The organism is Novosphingobium sp. G106, from assembly GCF_019075875.1.
Lineage (GTDB): Bacteria > Pseudomonadota > Alphaproteobacteria > Sphingomonadales > Sphingomonadaceae > Novosphingobium.
Genome location: NZ_JAHOOZ010000001.1, coordinates 1134664 through 1151725 on the forward strand (window position 1 = coordinate 1134664; position 17062 = coordinate 1151725).

At 66.7% G+C, this 17062-nt stretch carries 20 protein-coding genes and 1 tRNA gene; 9 read left to right on the forward strand and 12 right to left on the reverse strand.

Annotation, left to right across the window (positions count from 1 at the left end; translation table 11 throughout):
• Positions 1 to 43: 43 nt before the first annotated feature.
• Complete coding sequence (locus tag KRR38_RS05340; protein WP_217399332.1) at positions 44 to 826, reverse strand: phytanoyl-CoA dioxygenase family protein; 783 nt, start codon at positions 824 to 826, stop codon at positions 44 to 46.
• On the reverse strand, positions 823 to 1350 hold the full coding sequence (locus KRR38_RS05345; protein ID WP_254514651.1) for an Lrp/AsnC family transcriptional regulator: 528 nt from the start codon (positions 1348 to 1350) through the stop codon (positions 823 to 825). The genes KRR38_RS05340 and KRR38_RS05345 overlap by 4 nt, the downstream gene beginning before the upstream one ends.
• Here KRR38_RS05345 and KRR38_RS05350 point away from each other — a divergent pair.
• Entirely contained in the window at positions 1349 to 1969 is a 621-nt protein-coding gene (locus KRR38_RS05350) for a LysE family translocator (RefSeq protein ID WP_217399334.1), read from the forward strand. The genes KRR38_RS05345 and KRR38_RS05350 overlap by 2 nt on opposite strands.
• Here KRR38_RS05350 and trpC read toward each other — a convergent pair.
• From trpC to KRR38_RS05370, 4 genes are read right to left on the reverse strand one after another with little or no spacing between them, the layout of a single operon-like run.
• On the reverse strand, positions 1966 to 2754 hold the full coding sequence (trpC, locus tag KRR38_RS05355) for an indole-3-glycerol phosphate synthase TrpC (RefSeq protein WP_217399336.1): 789 nt from the start codon (positions 2752 to 2754) through the stop codon (positions 1966 to 1968). The genes KRR38_RS05350 and trpC overlap by 4 nt on opposite strands.
• The gene (trpD, locus tag KRR38_RS05360) at positions 2751 to 3743 is read right to left on the reverse strand and encodes an anthranilate phosphoribosyltransferase (RefSeq protein WP_217399338.1); all 993 of its coding nucleotides are present in this window, start codon (positions 3741 to 3743) and stop codon (positions 2751 to 2753) included. The genes trpC and trpD overlap by 4 nt, the downstream gene beginning before the upstream one ends.
• Positions 3740 to 4324 (reverse strand): aminodeoxychorismate/anthranilate synthase component II, encoded by a 585-nt coding sequence (locus KRR38_RS05365; RefSeq protein WP_217399340.1) that lies wholly within the window; start codon positions 4322 to 4324, stop codon positions 3740 to 3742. Before KRR38_RS05365 ends, trpD begins: the two co-directional genes overlap by 4 nt.
• Positions 4325 to 4377: 53 nt before the next feature.
• The gene (locus KRR38_RS05370; RefSeq protein ID WP_217399341.1) at positions 4378 to 4932 is read right to left on the reverse strand and encodes a YcxB family protein; all 555 of its coding nucleotides are present in this window, start codon (positions 4930 to 4932) and stop codon (positions 4378 to 4380) included.
• Positions 4933 to 5043: 111 nt separating this feature from the next.
• Between KRR38_RS05370 and KRR38_RS05375 the strand changes: the two genes are divergently transcribed.
• The gene (locus KRR38_RS05375) at positions 5044 to 5262 is read left to right on the forward strand and encodes a type II toxin-antitoxin system Phd/YefM family antitoxin (protein ID WP_217399343.1); all 219 of its coding nucleotides are present in this window, start codon (positions 5044 to 5046) and stop codon (positions 5260 to 5262) included.
• A 6-nt stretch (positions 5263 to 5268) separates the two neighbouring features.
• Here KRR38_RS05375 and KRR38_RS05380 read toward each other — a convergent pair whose 3' ends face one another.
• Genes KRR38_RS05380 through KRR38_RS05390 form a run of 3 tightly spaced genes read right to left on the reverse strand, consistent with a single transcriptional unit; the run spans position 5269 to position 9527 of the window.
• Positions 5269 to 6039, reverse strand: a complete 771-nt coding sequence (locus KRR38_RS05380; RefSeq protein WP_217399345.1) for a hypothetical protein — start codon at positions 6037 to 6039, stop codon at positions 5269 to 5271.
• A 30-nt stretch (positions 6040 to 6069) separates the two neighbouring features.
• The gene (locus KRR38_RS05385; RefSeq protein ID WP_217399347.1) at positions 6070 to 7587 is read right to left on the reverse strand and encodes an anthranilate synthase component I family protein; all 1518 of its coding nucleotides are present in this window, start codon (positions 7585 to 7587) and stop codon (positions 6070 to 6072) included.
• 8 nt (positions 7588 to 7595) lie between these two features.
• Positions 7596 to 9527, reverse strand: a complete 1932-nt coding sequence (locus tag KRR38_RS05390) for a peptidylprolyl isomerase (RefSeq protein ID WP_217399348.1) — start codon at positions 9525 to 9527, stop codon at positions 7596 to 7598.
• Positions 9528 to 9763: 236 nt separating this feature from the next.
• Here KRR38_RS05390 and tpiA point away from each other — a divergent pair, with 236 nt between their 5' ends.
• From tpiA to KRR38_RS05405, 3 genes are all read left to right on the forward strand, one after another.
• Positions 9764 to 10525, forward strand: coding sequence for a triose-phosphate isomerase (tpiA, locus tag KRR38_RS05395; RefSeq protein ID WP_217399351.1), 762 nt, complete (start codon positions 9764 to 9766; stop codon positions 10523 to 10525).
• Positions 10526 to 10607: 82 nt separating this feature from the next.
• Positions 10608 to 11015 (forward strand): preprotein translocase subunit SecG, encoded by a 408-nt coding sequence (gene secG / locus KRR38_RS05400; protein WP_217399353.1) that lies wholly within the window; start codon positions 10608 to 10610, stop codon positions 11013 to 11015.
• 130 nt (positions 11016 to 11145) lie between these two features.
• Positions 11146 to 12777: a CTP synthase gene (locus tag KRR38_RS05405; RefSeq protein WP_217399355.1), complete on the forward strand. Its 1632-nt coding sequence runs from the start codon at positions 11146 to 11148 to the stop codon at positions 12775 to 12777.
• A 317-nt stretch (positions 12778 to 13094) separates the two neighbouring features.
• Here the strand turns inward: KRR38_RS05405 and KRR38_RS05410 are convergent, their stop codons facing one another.
• On the reverse strand, positions 13095 to 13559 hold the full coding sequence (locus tag KRR38_RS05410) for an Hsp20 family protein (protein WP_217399357.1): 465 nt from the start codon (positions 13557 to 13559) through the stop codon (positions 13095 to 13097).
• 143 nt (positions 13560 to 13702) lie between these two features.
• Here KRR38_RS05410 and grxC point away from each other — a divergent pair, with 143 nt between their 5' ends.
• The 4 genes from grxC (at position 13703) to KRR38_RS05430 (ending at position 15402) form a co-directional block, all read left to right on the forward strand.
• Positions 13703 to 13966 (forward strand): glutaredoxin 3, encoded by a 264-nt coding sequence (grxC, locus tag KRR38_RS05415; protein ID WP_217399359.1) that lies wholly within the window; start codon positions 13703 to 13705, stop codon positions 13964 to 13966.
• Positions 13963 to 14778, forward strand: coding sequence for a carbon-nitrogen hydrolase family protein (locus tag KRR38_RS05420; protein WP_217399361.1), 816 nt, complete (start codon positions 13963 to 13965; stop codon positions 14776 to 14778). Before grxC ends, KRR38_RS05420 begins: the two co-directional genes overlap by 4 nt.
• Positions 14779 to 14785: 7 nt before the next feature.
• Positions 14786 to 15271, forward strand: coding sequence for a DUF1178 family protein (locus KRR38_RS05425; protein WP_217399363.1), 486 nt, complete (start codon positions 14786 to 14788; stop codon positions 15269 to 15271).
• A gap of 54 nt (positions 15272 to 15325) precedes the next feature.
• A tRNA-Arg gene (locus tag KRR38_RS05430) sits at positions 15326 to 15402 on the forward strand.
• Positions 15403 to 15411: 9 nt separating this feature from the next.
• Here the strand turns inward: KRR38_RS05430 and KRR38_RS05435 are convergent.
• Both KRR38_RS05435 and KRR38_RS05440 read right to left on the reverse strand, forming a co-directional pair.
• On the reverse strand, positions 15412 to 15801 hold the full coding sequence (locus KRR38_RS05435) for a hypothetical protein (RefSeq protein ID WP_217399365.1): 390 nt from the start codon (positions 15799 to 15801) through the stop codon (positions 15412 to 15414).
• Positions 15802 to 15896: 95 nt separating this feature from the next.
• Positions 15897 to 16859, reverse strand: a complete 963-nt coding sequence (locus tag KRR38_RS05440) for an AraC family transcriptional regulator (protein ID WP_217399367.1) — start codon at positions 16857 to 16859, stop codon at positions 15897 to 15899.
• Positions 16860 to 17062: the final 203 nt, after the last annotated feature.

Below are 17062 nucleotides of genomic sequence, written 5' to 3' on the forward strand. Positions count from 1 at the left end.
GAAGCAAGGACCCGGGCGCCGCGCAAGAACAAAAGCGCATCGGTCAGTCGCGGCCGATCGCCCGGCGGATCGCGGTCTCGACCGGAACGTGGCTTCCGTCCTGGCGTTCGAGCGCCATAGGCAAGGTAGGAAGCAGCGGCGGCTGCGCGAGGAAACGCGGCTGTCCGTTGCGATTCGGCTGACCGGCATGGACGAGGAAGGGGTGACAGAGATAAACCGTCCCCGCCTTTCCCGTCGCCAGCGCTTCGGGCCGTTTGGCCGATCCGGCGAAATCGTCCTCGGCCAGATCGCGCAGCGACAGCCCTTCGTCGCCGGCAGGGGCGAGGCGCCGCGCGATGTCGATATGCGAGCCCACGCGCAGGCGGGTCGGTGCGTCGAGCTCGTCGATGTCCGAGAAGAGGAACAGCATCAGCAGGGCACGGCCGCGGCTCGCGACGTTGAGGCGCCATTCCATGAAATCGGGATTGTCCGCGCCGAAGCTAGCGTCGACATGCCAGCCGTCGTCGCCGGGCGGCTCGGGTGACGGAAAGCGGACCACGAAAGTGCCCAATGCGGCCGGCGGTTGCCAGCCGCCGGGACCGACCAGCCGGTCGAACGCGGCATGCAGCGGCGGCGTGTTCGCTGCCACACGGAACGGAGCTTGCGCATAGTGGCCGAGCCGGACGACGGGGCGGGTCCAGCCGGCGGAATCCGCGGGGTCGAGTTCCATGTCGCGCCAGAGAATCGTCCGCGCTTCCGCCGCCAGTTCGGCCGGAAAGGTGTTGTCGATCCGCACGAAACCATCCGTGATGAAGGCTTCGACCTGATCGTCGGCAAGGTGGGTCATGCGCGCTCGTCCTTGGGCGATTCCAGCACCATGTAGGAGGTGATCGTGCTGACCTGGGGCAGGGCACCGAGCACTTCGGTGTGGAAATGCTTGTAGCTGGCGAGGTCGGCGACTTCGACGCGCAGGATATATTCGATCGAGCCGGTGACGTTGTGGCACTCGCGCACGTCGGGCGAGGCGGCGATGGCCTGCTCGAAGGAGCGTTGCTGGTCCATCGTGTGGCGCGAGAGGCCGACGGTGACATAGACCGTAAGGCCGCCGCCCGTCGCAATGGGATCGAGGACTGCGCGATAGCCGCGGATCGTCCCGTTACGCTCGAGTTCCTGGACGCGCCGCGAGCAGGCCGAGGGCGACAGGCCGACTCGCTCGGCCAGATCGACGTTGCTCACGCGGCCATCGCGCGAAAGCTCGCGCAATATTTTTCCGTCGATAGCATCCATTGTGGTGAAACCTTGTGTCTTGGCGGCGATGAATGCTCCATTACGCGCGTACATTGCGCCTGTCATCGCGTAGTATTGCGTCATGCTTTCCGCCGAGACCCTTCTGGCCCTGGCCGCCTTCGCTTTCGTGTCTTCGATCACGCCGGGGCCGAACAACCTGATGCTGATGGCGTCGGGGACCAATTTCGGTCTCGCGCGGACCGTGCCGCATATGCTGGGCGTCGGCATCGGCTTCATGCTGATGATCTTCCTGGTCGGCGCAGGGCTCGGCGGGGTGTTCGCGCTCGTGCCTGGCTCGATGCTTGCGCTCAAGGTCGCGAGCACGGTCTATCTGCTCTACCTAGCTTACAAGATCGCAACGTCGGCGGCGCCGCGCATTGATGACGATGCCAGCGGTTCGCGGCCTTTCACGTTCCTGCAAGCAGCGGCTTTCCAGTGGGTGAACCCGAAGGCCTGGACCATGGCGCTGACCGCGGCCGCGGTTTACTTGCCTAAGGACGACCGCTGGCTCGCGGTCGCGGTCGTCGCCGTGGTGTTCGGCCTGGTCAATATCCCATCCGTCACCGTCTGGGCGGCCGCCGGGGTGCAATTGCGCCGCCTGCTGCACCGTCCGCAGGCCTACCGTGCGTTCAACATCGCTGCAGCGCTGCTGCTGGTCGCATCGCTCTATCCGGTGCTGCTGCCGAGCGGCGCAGCGCACTAGCCGGCGAGAAGGGCCTTCGTTGCGGCAGTGACGTCGGCCTGCCGCATAAGGCTTTCGCCGACCAGGAACGACCGCACCCCGCAGCCTGAAAGTCGGGTGAGATCCGCGTGTGCGTTGATCCCGCTTTCGCTGACCAGCAGGGTGCCTTCGGGCATCAGCGGAGCGAGTCGTTCGGTCACGCTGATGTCGGTGACGAAGCGCTTGAGATCGCGATTGTTCACACCGATCAGGCGTGATTTCAAACTCGCTGCACGCATAACTTCATCTTGATTGTGAACTTCGACGAGTACGTCCATGCCGCGTTCGAGCGCTGCCGCTTCGATCTCGTGCATCTGCACGTCGTCGAGCGCGGCGACGATGATCAGGATCGCGTCGGCACCGATCGCGCGGGCCTCGGCGACCTGCCAGGGATCGACCATGAAGTCCTTGCGCAGCACGGGCAGATCGCAGGCGGCACGCGCGGCGATCAGATAGTCCTCATGCCCCTGGAAATAAGGTGCATCGGTCAGGACCGAGAGGCAAGCTGCGCCGCCAGCCTGGTAGGCGCGGGCATGATCGGCCGGTTGGAAATCCTTTCGGATCAATCCCTTGGATGGAGAAGCTTTCTTGATTTCTGCGATCAAGCCGAAGCCGGCCGCGGCCTTGGCGGCCAGCGCCGCCCGGAAACCGCGCGGCGCAGTCTGGGCCGCGGCGCGCGCGTCGAGCTCGGCCAAGCTTGTGGCCTGCTTGCGGGCGGCGACTTCGACGCGCTTTGTGTCGCAGATCTCGGTGAGTTTGTCTGTCATTTCAGCGAGGCGATCCAGCAGTCCAGCAGCGACTTTGCAAGCCCCTTGTCGAGCGCTTCGGCGGCTTCCTCGACGCCCGAGCGCCAGTCGGAGACTTCGCCCGCCACGATCAGCGCGCCAGCGGCATTGAGCAGCACGGCGTCGCGATAGGCGCCGGGCTCGCCCAGTAGCAGGCGGCGCAGGGCTTCGGCGTTGTGCTGGGGATCGCCGCCGCGGATCGCCTCGATCGGAGCCGAAGCGAGGCCCGCGTCGGTCGCGGCCACGCGCTGCATAGTGAAGCCTTCGGGGCCGACCACGGCCACTTCGTTTCCGCCGGCGAGGCTCAATTCGTCCAACCCCTCGTCGCCCGAGACGACGAAGCTGCGCTCGGTGCCGAGCCGGGCGAGCGCCTCGGCATAGATCGGCACATAGGCGGGGCGGGCGATGCCGACGAGCTGGCGGGCGGCGCCGGCAGGGTTGGCCAGCGGTCCCATCAGGTTGAAGATCGTGCGCCGGCCCAGGCTTTTGCGGATCGGCATGATCCGGCCCATCGCCGGATGGTGCTTGCCGGCGAAGAGGAAGCAGATGCCGAAATCGCCAAGCGTCGCCTCGGCGGTCTCGGCTGCGCGGTCGAGGTTCAGGCCCAGCGCTTCGAGCGTGTCTGCTGCGCCGGCTTTGGACGAGGCGGCGCGGTTGCCGTGCTTGGCCACGGGCACACCGCAGGCCGCGACGACCAGCGCCACGGCGGTCGAGACGTTGAGCGTATGATGCCCGTCGCCGCCCGTGCCGCAGACGTCGATGGAATTCGCCGGCGCCGCAATCGGGATCATCCGCGCGCGCATCGCCCGCGCGGCTCCGGCGATCTCGCTGGCGGTCTCGCCGCGGTCGGACAGTGCGACGAGGAAGCGGGCGATCTCCTCGTCGGCGACCTGGCCGTCGAGCATCGCCGCGAAAGCTGCTTCCGCTTCGTCCTCGGCGAGCGGCGTGGCGACGTCGGGCAGCGCGGTCATGCCGGCAGGCGCGTGTTTATCCCGCAGAGCGCGAGGAAGTTCGCGAGCAGGGCGTGGCCATGCTCGGTGGCGATGGACTCAGGATGGAATTGGACGCCGTGGATCGGCAGGCTCGCGTGACGGAAGCCCATGACATGGCCGTCGTCCGAGCGGGCGTTGACCACCAGGTCCGCCGGGATGTCTTCGACGATCAGCGAGTGATAGCGCGTTGCCGTGAAAGGCGAGGGCAGGCCGGCAAAGACGCCGCTGCCGTCATGCGTCACGGGCGAGGTCTTCCCGTGCATCAGCCCGCCGCGCACGACTTGGCCGCCGAAATGCTGGCCGATCGACTGGTGGCCGAGGCAGACACCGAGCAGCGGCTTCCCGGCATCGGCGGCGGCTGCGACGAGATCGAGGCTGATCCCGGCCTCGTTGGGCGTGCAGGGCCCCGGCGAGATCAGAAAGCCCTGCGCCCCGGTCGAGATCGCCTGACCCGCTGACAGGGCATCGTTGCGCACGACGTCGACCTCGGCGCCCAGTTCCATCAGGTAATGGACGAGGTTCCAAGTGAAGCTATCGTAGTTGTCGATGACGAGGATCATGCGCGGGCCCTAGCGGAACGGGATAAAAAGGGAAGGCTCCCCGTAAGATGGGATCAGCGCTCGCGAAGGGAAGCCTCGGCGATGGCGCGGTGCAGGCCGTCGACCACGTCCGTCCCGACCTGCGCCTTGGGCACGATGTAGAACAGGTTGTCGGCGATGTAGAGCAGTAGCACGGCTTCGTTCTCGCGCCACCCGCGCAGCGCCGCCCAGGGATAGCGCGAGTCCGAATGGATGGTCGTATGGCGGATGCCCTCGGCGCCGAATTCCCACTCGACCGGACCGGCGAGGTCGGCGCGCTGGGCGAGCGAGCGCTGCGCCAGCTTGCGGAAGATCAGCGGCCGGACGAGCACGGCGAGCAGCAGCAGAAGCGCGGCGAGAGCCAGCGCGCCTTCGAGCATCAGAGTCAGCGGGCGCGAAGTCAGCGATTGGCGCGCCAACGGCGAAATCGCCAGGAGTAGGACAAGCAGTGCCGTGACGAGAACGGCGGCCAGGACCAGCGGCCGGATCGCGGCGCGTCTGGCATTGAGGCGGAATGCCTCCACCAGATCGCTCTCGCCGAGCGTTACCGTGAAGCGTGTATTGCCCGAATTGCCGCTGCCCTCCGTCATGATCCGACTCTAGCGCTACTCTTCGAGAGCCGTAACCCACCCCGCAGAAATACGAGAATGGCAACAATCGGCCGATACGATAGACTGCTGCGGCCGAAGACCGGGGGCGCGATGAAGACCAGGACCGTTACCGCGACAGAAGCGAACCGTTCCTTTTCCAAACTCCTGCGCGCCGTCGAACGCGGCGAGCGCGTGGAAATCACCTCGCATGGCCGCGTGGTGGCGATCATCGCGCCGGCCGAGACCGAAGCCTCGCGCGAGACGCGGGTCAAGGCGATCGAAAAGCTGAAGAAGCGCTGGGCGAAAGTAGAAGCCTCGGCCGCGGGATAGCTTCGCTCAGTCGAACCCGGCGCGCGTGTCGATGAGGGGTTGCACCGGGACCTTTATCGAACCCGAATAGGGCCGGTCGAGGTCGAGGATCAGCGTCATCGCCAGCGTGAGCAGCAGGAACAGGATCGACGACACGACCAGATGGCGGCGATCGCCTTTGCGGCCCAGTACATAGCCGACAATGCCCGCGGACATGATCGCATAGAGGCTGAGCACATCGAGCACGCGTCCGGGAATGCGGGCCTGTCGCTCCGCCTTGCGGGTGGCGGCGGCATCGAACATCTCGGTCATGGCCGTGATAGTCGTCACGGCGACCGGCGGCTGTGCTTGCGGCAGGGCGGTGCGCAGCCGCTGCCAGATCAGGGCCTGCGCCGATGCGGTCTCGCGTTCCACCTGCCGGCGGTCGTCGGCTTCGGGCAGGCGCAGGCGCACATCGGTGTAGCTGCGGATCGCATCGCGCAGCGCCTGGCCTTCGGTTCCTTCGATCAACCCCGCGCGCAGCCACGCCGTGCCGATCGCGTTGGCCTCCTGGATGACGGCGACGCGGCGGCTGTCATAGCGACTGACCGCCAGCGAGAAGGTGAAGGCGATGAGCAGGCCGAGGAGCGCGAGGTTGGCCGAAAGTAGGTAGCCGTCGGACTGGGTCTCGCTAGCCTGGGCGTCGAGCCGGTGACGCAACAGGCCGCCCAGCAGCGATGCGCCGAGCAGCAGGAGGAAGAAGACGCTGCCGATGGCCCAGAGCGGAAACGATCTCAGAGCATGTTCGAGCGATGCCATTGCGTTCCCCTTGCAATGTTTCCCCGACTACTACTGCCCGAAACCGGCCTCGCTCGCCACTCGTACCGCTTCCTTGGCTGCGTCGAACAGCGCAGCGGCCTTGTTCTCGCATTCGCGCTGTTCGTACTCGGGGACCGAATCCGCGACGATGCCAGCGCCGGCCTGGACGTGGAGCGTGCCGTCCTTGACGATGCCGGTGCGCAGGACGATGCAACTGTCGACCGAACCGTCGGGCGAGAAATAGCCGACGCCGCCGGCATAGGCACCGCGCGTCTCGGGCTCGAGCTCGGCAATGATCTCGCAGGCGTGGACCTTGGGCGCGCCGCTGACCGTGCCTGCAGGGAAGCCCGCGAAGACCGCGTCGATCGCATCGTGCTTGGCCGCATCGAGCCGCCCCTCGACGTTCGAGACGATGTGCATGACGCGGCTGTAGCGTTCGATCGTGTAGCTCTCGGTCACGCGGACCGAGCCCGCCGTGGCGACGCGGCCGACGTCGTTGCGGCCAAGGTCGAGCAGCATCAGGTGCTCGGCACGCTCCTTGGGATCGGCGAGCAGGCTGACTTCGTTCTCCTGGTCTTCTTCGGGCGTCTTGCCGCGCGGGCGTGTGCCGGCGATCGGGCGGATCGTGACGTCGCCGTCGCGCACACGCACCAGGATCTCGGGGCTGGAACCGACCGCCGCGAAGCCGGGCAGGTCGAGGAAATAGAGGAAGGGCGAGGGGTTGATCCGGCGCAGCGCGCGGTAGAGCGCGAGCGGCGGCAAGGTGAACGGCGTGGTGAAGCGCTGGGCGAGCACGACCTGGAAGATGTCGCCGGCCTCGATGTATTCCTTCGCACGCAGCACCATCCGGGCGTAGTTCTCGGCCGGCATCATCGGCGTGAGCACGGGCTCGGGCAGCGTCGCGTCGGCGATCACCGCGGGGGCGGCGCTGGCGAGGCGGTGCAGCGCGGCGTCGATCCGCTCCTGCGCCCCCTCCAGCGCGCGCTCGGGCGCCAGGTCGGACGGCCAGACCGGCGCGACGCAGAACAGCGCCTCGCTCAGACGGTCGAACACCAGGATCAGCGTCGGACGGACGAACAACATGTCGGGCAGCTCGAGGCTGCTCTGCGGCGCGCGCGGCAGCTTCTCGACCAGGCCGATCGTCTCGTAGCCGAAATAGCCGACCAGGCAGGCGAGCGCGGGCGGCAGTGCCGCCGGCACGTCCATGTGGCAGCTTTCGACCAGCGCCCGCAGCTCGTCCAGGCTGTCCCCGGCGAGCGGGGCGAAGGCCTCGCGGTCGGCGCGCCACTGCCGATTGATCTCGCAGCCGTGGCCCACCGCGCGGAACACGAGGTCGGGATCGAGCCCGAGCAGGCTGTAGCGGCCGCGGACTTCGCCGCCTTCGACCGATTCCAGCAGGAAGTCGCCGCGGCCCGGCTCGATCAACTTGACCGCGGCACCGACCGGGGTCTCGGTATCGGCGATCAGCCGGCGCCAGACGAGCGCGGGGTGCCCTTCGGCGAGCGCGCCGTTCGCGGCTTCCCAGTTTTCGAGCAGGCCCGTCGACATGGCTGGGTTCAATTGCCCGCGAGCTTGTCGCGGACGGCCTTGATCGCCTTGTCGTTGCGCTCGACCTTCACTTCGGCGCGGATCGCACGGCGCAGGCCGTCGGCATATTCGTTGCCGGCGAGCTGGCCGAGCTCGCGCTCGGCATCGGCGATGAAGGGATCGTTGGCGGCCACCGGCGGCGTGACGATGTCCTTGAGCGAGACCACGAACCAGCCGCGATTGCCTGGTGCGGGCAGGATCTTGGTCGTGCCCTTGGCCATCGAGAACAGCAGCAGCAGCGGCGGCGCCGGGCGCTGTCCGCTGGCGGCGAGCTGCTCGCGGTTCATGTCGACCGGCTGTACCGGCGGGATCGCGAGCTTCAGCGAGGCCACGGCCTGGGCGAGCGGGACGCCCTTGCGCGTTTCGGCGAGCAGCTTGTCGGCCGCAGCCTTGGCCGCCTGCGCGCCCTTGTCGTTCAGATAGACGGCCTGCACGTCCTGCTTGATCTCGGCCAGCGGGGCGGGGGCGGAGACCGCGATCTCGCCGACGTCGAAGATCACGAAGGTCTTGTTCGGCTCGAACTCGGCGACCTGCGGTTCGCCTTCCTTCTCCATCGCGAAGGAGGCCGAAGTGATCCGGCCAATCACCGGCGGCAGCGGCGCGTCGGGGTGCTCGTAACCCTTGCCGTTCGAGGTGATCGCGGGCGTCGTTTCGATCGTGATGCCCAGTTCCTTGGCGGCGTCGGCGAGGTTGCCGCCCTTGTCGAACTCGTCCTCCAGTCGCGCCGTGAGATCGCCGAGCGCGCTGCGGCGTTTGGCCGCGGTCAACTGCGTGACGATCTCGCCGCGGACCTGGTCGAGCGTGCGTTCGGGACGCTTGTCGATGCCGTCGACGTGGATCAGGTGCCAGCCGATCGGGCTGCGCGCCGGCGCCGTGAGCGCGCCCTGGGCGGCGGCGAAAGCGGCGTCTGCGACGGCCGGGCTGGCGCTGGCGGAGAGGCCGGCCTTGTCGGTAGCGGGCAGCTTGGTCGCCGAGAGGCCCTTTTCCGAGGCGGCCGCTTCCAGGCTCTTGCCCTTGGTCACTTCGGCGGCAACCGCGCGGGCGGCGGCTTCGGTGGGAACGACGAGCTGGGTCAGCCGGCGGGTTTCGCTGGCTGCATACTGCGCCTTGTTGCTGTTGTAGGCTGCGGCGATCTCGGCATCGCTGGGCGCGGCGAGGTTCTTGAGCGCCTCGTCGCCGAAGGTCGCATAGCGGATCGTGCGGCGTTCGGGCCGGACGAACTGGTTGCGGTGCGCGGCGTAGTAGGCCGAGAGTTCCTGGTCCGTCGGCGGCGTCTTGGGTGCGAATAGCGATGCGGGGAGCAGCGCGATGGCGCCGCTACGCTTCTCGCGCAGCAGCGCGGCATAATGGACCGCCAGCTCGCGCGGAACCGTCGAGCCGTAGCTGGCGGGTTCCAGGATCTGGCGCGCGACCAGCCCCTGGCCGAGATCGGTGCGTACCAGCGCATCTGTAAGGCCGCGCTGGGCAAGCGCTTGGCGGTAGGCCGCTTCGCTGAACTTGCCGTCCAGCCCGCGGAAGGCGACGATCTTGGTGATCTCGCTGTCGATCAGCCGGTCGCTGGCGACGATGCCGTGGTCCTGGCCGAACACCGAGACCGCGAGGCGGTCGACCATGGAATCGAGGACTTTTTCCAGCCCTCCCGCCGCCAACATGTCCTTCATCGTTGCACGCGGGTTCTTCTGCTTCAAATTCTCCAGCGCGTTGCTTGCCGCCTGACTGAGTTCAGTTCCCTTGATCGCCTGGCCGCCGACTTTGGCCACCCGGTCGCCGCCGCCGATGCCGGTCATGTTGAGCCCGGCGATATCGCCGGCCGCGAAACCGAAAGCGATGACTCCCAGGAACAGTATCGCGAAGAGCGCACCGAACTTGGAAGAGAGGAATTTCCGGAAGAGCTGCAGCATGGAGTAGACCGCTTGTGAAGTGCGCCCGGACGCGTCGTCTCGGGCGGGGTTGGCAGCCTTTAGGAGGCAATCCGTTTTCCCGCAATGGTCGCGCGGGTTATAGGGTGGGGGCAGATTGGGGCTTGGGGTTCACAGGATAGGGGCTAAGGGTTTTGACAATGGCGAGGTCGCTGGAATAGCAGCGCGCCAAGACAAGCGGCCGGTCAGGGGATTCGGCCTGCAATTGAGGGCTTTTGATGGCTGTACTGCCTTATATCGTCGGCAACTGGAAAATGAACGGGACCCGGGCGATGCTCGCCGAGGCCCGCGCGATCGATCGTGCCGCGAGCCGCTTTCCCGGGGTCGAGGTGGCGCTGGCGCCGCCGTTCACGCTGATCGGCGCGATGCGCGAGGCGGTGAACGACATCGGCGTCGGCGGCCAGGACTGCCACGTCAAGCCGAGCGGCGCCTATACCGGTGACGTTTCGGCCCCGCTGCTGGTCGATACCGGCGCCGATTTCTGCATCGTCGGCCACAGCGAGCGCCGGGCGATGGCGCACGAGACCGACGCACTGGTCCGCGCCAAGGCCGAAGCTGCGCAGGCCGCCGGGCTCGGCGTCATCCTCTGCGTCGGCGAGACCGAGGCGGAGCGCGATTCGGGCCATGCCGAGAAGGTCGTCACCGACCAGCTCGCCGGCTCGCTGCCGCAGGCAGGCGACGCTGCGGCCAAGCTTTCCGTCGCCTATGAGCCGGTCTGGGCGATCGGCACCGGTCGCGTGCCTTCGGTCGACGACGTCGGCGCGATGCACCGGGCGATTCGCGCCAAGCTCGTCGCGACCTACGGCGAAGCCGGCGCGGCGGTCCGCGTTCTCTACGGCGGTTCGGTCAACGCCGGCAACGCGGCGGAGCTGCTCGCGGCGGATGAGGTCGGCGGTGCCTTGGTAGGCGGCGCTAGCCTGACAGCCGAGAGCTTCACTGCGATCATCGGCGCGGCGGCGGCTTTGGCCGAGCACGGCTGAAAGGCCGCGGGATCGGCCCGACTTGCTTTGAGGGGCATCAAGTCCTAGATGCGCGCCAGCCCTTTTATTGTAGTCAGGTAGCATGTCGATCTTCATTTTCCTCACGGTCGTCCAGGCCCTCGTCGGTGCGGCGCTGGTCGGCGTCATCCTGATGCAGCGCTCCGAAGGCGGCGGTCTCGGTGTCGGCAGCAGCTCGGCGAGCTTCATGTCTGCGCGCGGCGCCGCGGATTTCCTGACGCGTTCTACCGCAGTCCTGGCGACGATCTTCGTCCTGCTTAGCATCGTTCTCGCTGCCCTGGCGGCAAGCGGTACGGAGAGCCGGAAGATCGACACCACGCTTGATCGCAGCGCTCCGGTCGCGCCGGCAGCGCCGGTCGATCCGCTTGCCGGAGCCGCCCAGCCGGGCGCTCCGGCACAGGGTACCCCGGCTCCGGCTGCACCCCAGCCGGCTCCGGCCAACGACCCGCTGGCAGGCACCGCCAAGAAGTAACATTTCGCTGCCGTCGTCCTAACGCCGGCCCGTTCAGGCGGGTCGCGGCTGGCTAGCTGTGGATTGCCGCAGCTTGCCGGCCGCTCTCTGCTTGCTCTATCCCCCCTCTACGCACTAAGGCACAACTCCCATGGCGCGGTACATTTTCATCACCGGCGGCGTGGTTTCCTCGCTGGGCAAAGGCCTCATGGCGGCCAGCCTCGCGGCGCTGCTCCAAGCCCGTGGCTTTCGTGTCCGCATCCGCAAGTTCGATCCCTACCTGAACGTCGATCCGGGGACGATGAGCCCCTATCAGCACGGCGAAGTCTACGTCACCGACGACGGTGCCGAGACCGATCTCGACCTCGGCCACTACGAGCGCTTCACCGGCGTCTCGGCGCGCCAGTCGGACAACATCACCTCGGGCCGGATCTACCGCGACATCATCACGCGCGAGCGCCGCGGCGACTATCTCGGCGCGACCGTGCAGGTCGTCCCGCACGTCACCGACGCGATCAAGGCCTTTGCGCTGGCTGACAGCGAGGACCTCGATTTCATCCTCTGCGAGATCGGCGGCACTGTCGGCGACATCGAAGGCCTGCCTTTCGTCGAAGCGCTGCGCCAGCTGCGCAACGAACTCGGGCGCGAGCAGACTTGCGCAGTCCATGTGACGTTGGTTCCCTACATCGCTGCCGCCGGTGAGCTGAAGACCAAGCCGACCCAGCACTCGGTCCGCGAACTTGCCGGGCTCGGCGTGCAACCCGACCTTCTGCTGTGCCGCTGCGAGAAGCCGCTGCCCGACAGCGAGCGCGCCAAGATCGCGCTGTTCTGCAACGTGCGCAAGGAAGCCGTGATCCCCGCGCTCGACGCTGCGAGCATCTACGCGGTGCCGCTGCAGTACCATGCCGAGGGCCTCGACGCCGAAGTCCTGCGTCATTTCGGGCTGGAATCGCCCGCGCCGGTGCTGGAGCGCTGGGACGACATCGTCGACCGCCATCAGAACCCCGAGGGCGAGGTGACGATCGGCGTGGTCGGCAAGTACGTCGGCCTGCCCGATGCCTACAAGTCGCTCAACGAGGCGCTGGTCCACGGCGGCATGGCCAACCGGGTCAAGGTCAACATCCGCTGGATCGACGCAGAGCTGTTCGAGAAGGACGACGCCGAGATCGCCGCGAGCCTCGAGCCGATGCACGGCATCCTCGTTCCGGGCGGCTTCGGCGAGCGCGGCACCGAGGGCAAGATCGCCTCGGTCCGCTTCGCCCGCGAACGCAACGTGCCGTTTTTCGGCATCTGCCTCGGCATGCAGATGGCCTGCATCGAGGGTGCACGGAACACGGCCGGCATCAAGGACGCCTCGTCGACCGAGTTCGGCGAGACCAGCGAGCCGGTGGTCGGCATCATTACCGAATGGATGAGCCCTGAAGGCTTGCAAACGCGCGCGTCGGGCGGCGATCTGGGCGGTACCATGCGGCTCGGCGCCTATGAGGCGCAACTGGCGGGCAACAGTCACGTCGCGGCGATCTATGGCACGACCACGATTTCCGAACGCCACCGCCACCGCTATGAGGTCAACTCCGCCTACCGCGAGCCGCTGGAGCAGGGCGGGCTGGTGTTCTCGGGCATGTCGCCCGACGGTTTGCTGCCCGAAATCGTCGAGCGGCCGGACCATCCCTGGTTCGTGGGGGTTCAGTTCCATCCCGAGCTCAAGAGCAAGCCGTTCGACCCGCATCCGCTGTTCGCGGGGTTCATCGAGGCGGCCCTGCGTCAAGCTCGATTGGTCTGAAATAGGTATTATATAGGTCTGACAATGGTTTGATGTGGATATCGCTCCGCATCGGTTGAAAGTTCACTTTTGAACTAACGGATTGTTAGATTTTTTTGCTAACCTAGCTGCCAAGGACAAAACGGTCGCAATCAGCCGCACGCGGGGATGCAAGATCCCTGCGGCGGCTTGTTCTGTAAGTTCGTTATCCGAGGCTTGCCTTCGGGTGATCGTCATCAGCGACCCGGACGATCACCTTGGGGTCAGGGCGGCGCGCAAGCGTCGCGGGGGCGGACCAATCCCGGGTCCGCCCCCAATCCTACATTCGCTTCATATTATTACGCGGCCTTGTCGCTAGCGTCGCTTTCGACAACCGATAGCGCGGGCTGACCGCCGATCGCGATCTTCTTAGGCTTCATCGCTTCGGGCACTTCGCGCACGAGGTCGATCACCAGCAGCCCATCCTCGAGGTTCGCGCCATCGACGCGGACATAGTCGGCCAGTTCGAAGCGGCGCTCGAAGGCGCGCTGGGCGATGCCGACGTGGAGGAATTGACCGCTCTGCGTGTCCTCGGCCTTGCGGCCCTGGACGGTCAGCAGGTTCTGCTGCGCGGTGATGTCGATCTCGTTCGGCTTGAAGCCGGCGACCGCGAGCGTGATGCGATAGGCATCGTCACCGCGGCGTTCGATATTGAAGGGTGGGTACTTGTCCTCGGCGCCCTGGGCCTGCTTCTCGAGCAGGTCGAACAGGCGGTCGAAGCCGACCATCGAACGGCGGTAGGGGGCAAAATCCAAACGATTCATGGCATAAATCCTCTGTTGAGCAATTTTCCAAAAGGTGAAGCCCGCGAGCGGCGCTTCGGCTCGTCCCATGCCCTTGCGGCGCATGACACGCCTGCCCAGATATGGTAGCCCGCCGCTCTTTCAAGAGGTCCAAAGACGAGCCGATGTCCGTACCGAAGATTGAAATCTATACGAAATGGGGCTGTCCCTACTGCGTCCGCGCCAAGTCGCTCTTCGACGGCAAGGGCGTAGCCTACACCGAATACGACATCACCATGGGCGGCCCGAAGCGCGACGAGATGCGCGCCCGCGTCCCCGATGCCTATACCGTGCCGCAAGTGCTGATCGATGACGTCGCCTATGGCGGCTACGACGACATTGCGGCGCTCGACCGGCAGGGCAAGCTGGACCCGGTGCTGGGACTTTGACGAAAGTCGCTGTCCTCCAGATGACTTCGGGTATCGACCCGGAGGCCAATGCCCGCACGATCGTCGCCGCGCTCGAAGCGGCGGCGGGCGAGGGGGCGACGATGGTCTTCACCCCCGAGATGTCGGGCCTGATCGACCGCGACCGCAAGCGTGCGGCGCTCAGCGTCGTTCCGGAGGGCGAGGACCGCGTGCTAGCTGCGGTGCGCGAGGCTTCGGTGCGGACCGGCGTCTGGGCGGCGCTGGGTTCGCTGGCCGTTGCGCGCGAGGACGGGCGCTGGGCCAACCGCGGCTTTGTGATCGACGGCTCGGGCGGCATCGCCGCGCGCTACGACAAGATCCACATGTTCGACGTCGATCTCGCCACGGGTGAATCCTGGCGCGAGTCCAACGCCTATGCCGCTGGCGACAGCGTCGTGACGGTCGAGACCCCCGCCGGCCGGCTCGGCCTGTCGATCTGCTACGACATCCGCTTTCCCGCGCTGTTCGAGGCGCTGGGCCGCGCGCGCTGCGATCTGATCGCGATCCCTGCGGCTTTCACCGTGCCCACCGGCCAGGCACACTGGCACCTGCTCCAGCGCGCCCGCGCGATCGAAGCGAGCGCCTATGTCGTCTCGGCAGCCCAGGTCGGCAAGCACGAGGACGGGCGCGCTACCTATGGCCACAGCCTGGCGATCGATCCCTGGGGCGAGGTCCTGCTCGATCTCGGGGGAGAGCGCGCGAGGCTGGGCTTCGCCGAGATCGATCCGGCGCGTATTGCCGAAGTGCGTGCACAGTTGCCGAGCCTTGCCAACCGCCAGACTATAGCCACTTGAGTAGAGCATGATTGTTTTCGATCTCGAATGCCGCACGGGTGGCCATCGTTTCGAGGGCTGGTTCGGTTCTTCCGAAGACTTCGCCTCGCAGCAGGCGCGGGGCTACGTCGCTTGCCCAGAATGCGGTTCGGCCGACGTGATCAAAGCGCCGATGGCGCCCAACCTCGCGCGCAAAGGCAACCAGTTGCCGAGCGGACCCGTAGCCGCCTCGCCGGCGCCGCCTGCCACCGCGCCCATGGCCAAAGGCCCGATGCCGCCCGAAGCGGCCGAGATGATGCGTGCCCTGGCGACGATCCAGGCCGAGGCGCTCAAGCAGTCGCGCTGGGTTGGCGAAAGCTTCGCCGAGCAGTCGCGCGCTATGCATTACGGCGAGCGCGATGCCGAGGCGATTCACGGCCAGGCCACGCTCGAGGAAGCCAAGGAGCTTCACGAGGAAGGCATCGAGGTCTCGCCACTCCTGTTCCCGGTAGCGCCCCCGGGCGAGGCCAACTAGCGGCAAGCTCGACGATTGCCTTGCGCCCGCCGCTTGTCTAACACCCGGCGCGGGGCGCCCGTAGCTCAGCAGGATAGAGCACCAGATTCCTAATCTGGGGGCCACAGGTTCGAATCCTGTCGGGCGCACCATTTCTTTGATCAGCGCTGCGCCAAGGCCTTTCGGGCATCGGCTGCGGCAACGAGAGCCTGGGTCGCTGCGTTTTCTGCCTCGCGGGTCACCTTGCGCGGCTTTGCTGCGGGCTCGGCGCTGCGCGGTTCCTTCCGATCCAGTTGAGCGACCCGCGCAGGCGGTTGGACGGCGGGCAAGGGCACGATGGCAACGTTGCCTTTTACCGGCCTGGCCGCAGGTGTTCGGCGCTGCGCCTTCGCCCGTTTTTCCGCCAGTTGATCCTGCGCCTCGCCGAGTTGTTGCTTGAGCGTGTCGTTCTCGTCTTCCAGTTCGGTCACGCGATCCTGCAGTTCGGCGCGGCTCGGGCCGCGACCGCAGGCAGCGACGATCAGCAGCAGCGGCAGAGCGGCTCCGCGCATGATCTGCAAAACACACCTCGCTCGCCGGCTGCCGATGCGGCAGCATAGCGCGCGATGTCCTACGCAAACCTTGCCGTCGCCATCGGGAGAGGGCCTTAGGCGGCGGTTTGCAGCTTCTGCCAGGCAGCGGGCGGCAGGCCGAATTCGCGCTTGAAGGCCCGGTTGAACGCGGCTTCGGAGTTGAACCCCACCGAGTAGGCGACATTGGCCGCATGCTGGCGCTCCTGTCGCAGCATGTCGGCGGCGATGTTCATCCGCCACTTGGCGCAATACTGCATCGGCGATTCGCCGAGCAGTGCGCGGAAGCGATCGCCGAGCACGGTCTTCGAGACGCCGGCTTCGCGCGCCAGCCCTTCGAGCGTCAGCGCCTCGGCATAGGACTTGTGGATCAGCGCGATCGTGCGGCCGACCGCGGGGTCCTTGAGCCCGGCGAGCCAGCCGGCCTGCTCGGGCGGCAAGGCATCGATGTAGCGCCGCACTGCCTCGGCAAAGAGGCCCTCGGCCAGCTTGCCGACCGTCTCGGGCGAATCCTTGCTGAGGCCGTGGACGGCGAAGTCGATTGAGCGCCGGATCCAGTCGCTTTCCTTGGCGTCATCCAGGCCGACGACCATGATTGCCGGCAGGTTGTGGAGCAGCATGTTCTCGGGCGTCGTGCTCGCCAGGAACCCGCAATAGACGCTGGTTTTCTCGCCGGTCCCTTCGAGCCTGACGCGGTAGAGGCCATCCTCGTCGAGCGAGTCCACCACCTGGCTGCCGTCCACCGGCTCGGACCGCTCGGGGCCATGGAGCAGGTGCGGCAGGTTGCGTGGCAGGAGGACGATCTGGCCGGCGCGAACCATTACGGTCTCATCGTCGCCCTGCACCTGACACTCGAGCCAGCCCTCGCGGACATAGTGATAGGCGATGATGTGCGATGTCGGCGGTGCCGACAGGAAATAACGCGCGGCTTCCTCGGGCGTCACCTGCGAGATGATCGACCACGGCCCCGCCATCTCGCCGTCGAGGAACACCCCGCCGGCCAGGCGCATCGACGATAGCAGGTCTGAAAGCGTGTCCACCCAATTATCCCCTGGCCCAATCCCCTTGGGCAAAAAGCCGTTCGCTCGATCAAGTCTTCCGTCAGTTCGATCATATCCGCCGCCGACGGCGACAGGTAGTTCCGCGGGCAACAGCCGGCCGCGACTTGTCTGATTAAGTCAACGCCGGGCCGCACTTCGCAGACCGAAACCAAATTCTAGCGAGGGAACTGTCCAGCGGCAAG

What these genes read in the sequence shown, in the direction of transcription:
- KRR38_RS05340 (WP_217399332.1), bottom strand. Translation starts at nt 826, where the DNA reads ATGACCCACCTTGCCGACGATCAGGTCGAAGCCTTCATCACGGATGGT.
- KRR38_RS05350 (WP_217399334.1), top strand. Translation starts at nt 1,349, where the DNA reads ATGCTTTCCGCCGAGACCCTTCTGGCCCTGGCCGCCTTCGCTTTCGTG.
- KRR38_RS05345 (WP_254514651.1), bottom strand. Translation starts at nt 1,350, where the DNA reads ATGACGCAATACTACGCGATGACAGGCGCAATGTACGCGCGTAATGGA.
- trpC (WP_217399336.1), bottom strand. Translation starts at nt 2,754, where the DNA reads ATGACAGACAAACTCACCGAGATCTGCGACACAAAGCGCGTCGAAGTC.
- trpD (WP_217399338.1), bottom strand. Translation starts at nt 3,743, where the DNA reads ATGACCGCGCTGCCCGACGTCGCCACGCCGCTCGCCGAGGACGAAGCG.
- KRR38_RS05365 (WP_217399340.1), bottom strand. Translation starts at nt 4,324, where the DNA reads ATGATCCTCGTCATCGACAACTACGATAGCTTCACTTGGAACCTCGTC.
- KRR38_RS05370 (WP_217399341.1), bottom strand. Translation starts at nt 4,932, where the DNA reads ATGACGGAGGGCAGCGGCAATTCGGGCAATACACGCTTCACGGTAACG.
- KRR38_RS05375 (WP_217399343.1), top strand. Translation starts at nt 5,044, where the DNA reads ATGAAGACCAGGACCGTTACCGCGACAGAAGCGAACCGTTCCTTTTCC.
- KRR38_RS05380 (WP_217399345.1), bottom strand. Translation starts at nt 6,039, where the DNA reads ATGGCATCGCTCGAACATGCTCTGAGATCGTTTCCGCTCTGGGCCATC.
- KRR38_RS05385 (WP_217399347.1), bottom strand. Translation starts at nt 7,587, where the DNA reads ATGTCGACGGGCCTGCTCGAAAACTGGGAAGCCGCGAACGGCGCGCTC.
- KRR38_RS05390 (WP_217399348.1), bottom strand. Translation starts at nt 9,527, where the DNA reads ATGCTGCAGCTCTTCCGGAAATTCCTCTCTTCCAAGTTCGGTGCGCTC.
- tpiA (WP_217399351.1), top strand. Translation starts at nt 9,764, where the DNA reads ATGGCTGTACTGCCTTATATCGTCGGCAACTGGAAAATGAACGGGACC.
- secG (WP_217399353.1), top strand. Translation starts at nt 10,608, where the DNA reads ATGTCGATCTTCATTTTCCTCACGGTCGTCCAGGCCCTCGTCGGTGCG.
- KRR38_RS05405 (WP_217399355.1), top strand. Translation starts at nt 11,146, where the DNA reads ATGGCGCGGTACATTTTCATCACCGGCGGCGTGGTTTCCTCGCTGGGC.
- KRR38_RS05410 (WP_217399357.1), bottom strand. Translation starts at nt 13,559, where the DNA reads ATGAATCGTTTGGATTTTGCCCCCTACCGCCGTTCGATGGTCGGCTTC.
- grxC (WP_217399359.1), top strand. Translation starts at nt 13,703, where the DNA reads ATGTCCGTACCGAAGATTGAAATCTATACGAAATGGGGCTGTCCCTAC.
- KRR38_RS05425 (WP_217399363.1), top strand. Translation starts at nt 14,786, where the DNA reads ATGATTGTTTTCGATCTCGAATGCCGCACGGGTGGCCATCGTTTCGAG.
- KRR38_RS05435 (WP_217399365.1), bottom strand. Translation starts at nt 15,801, where the DNA reads ATGCGCGGAGCCGCTCTGCCGCTGCTGCTGATCGTCGCTGCCTGCGGT.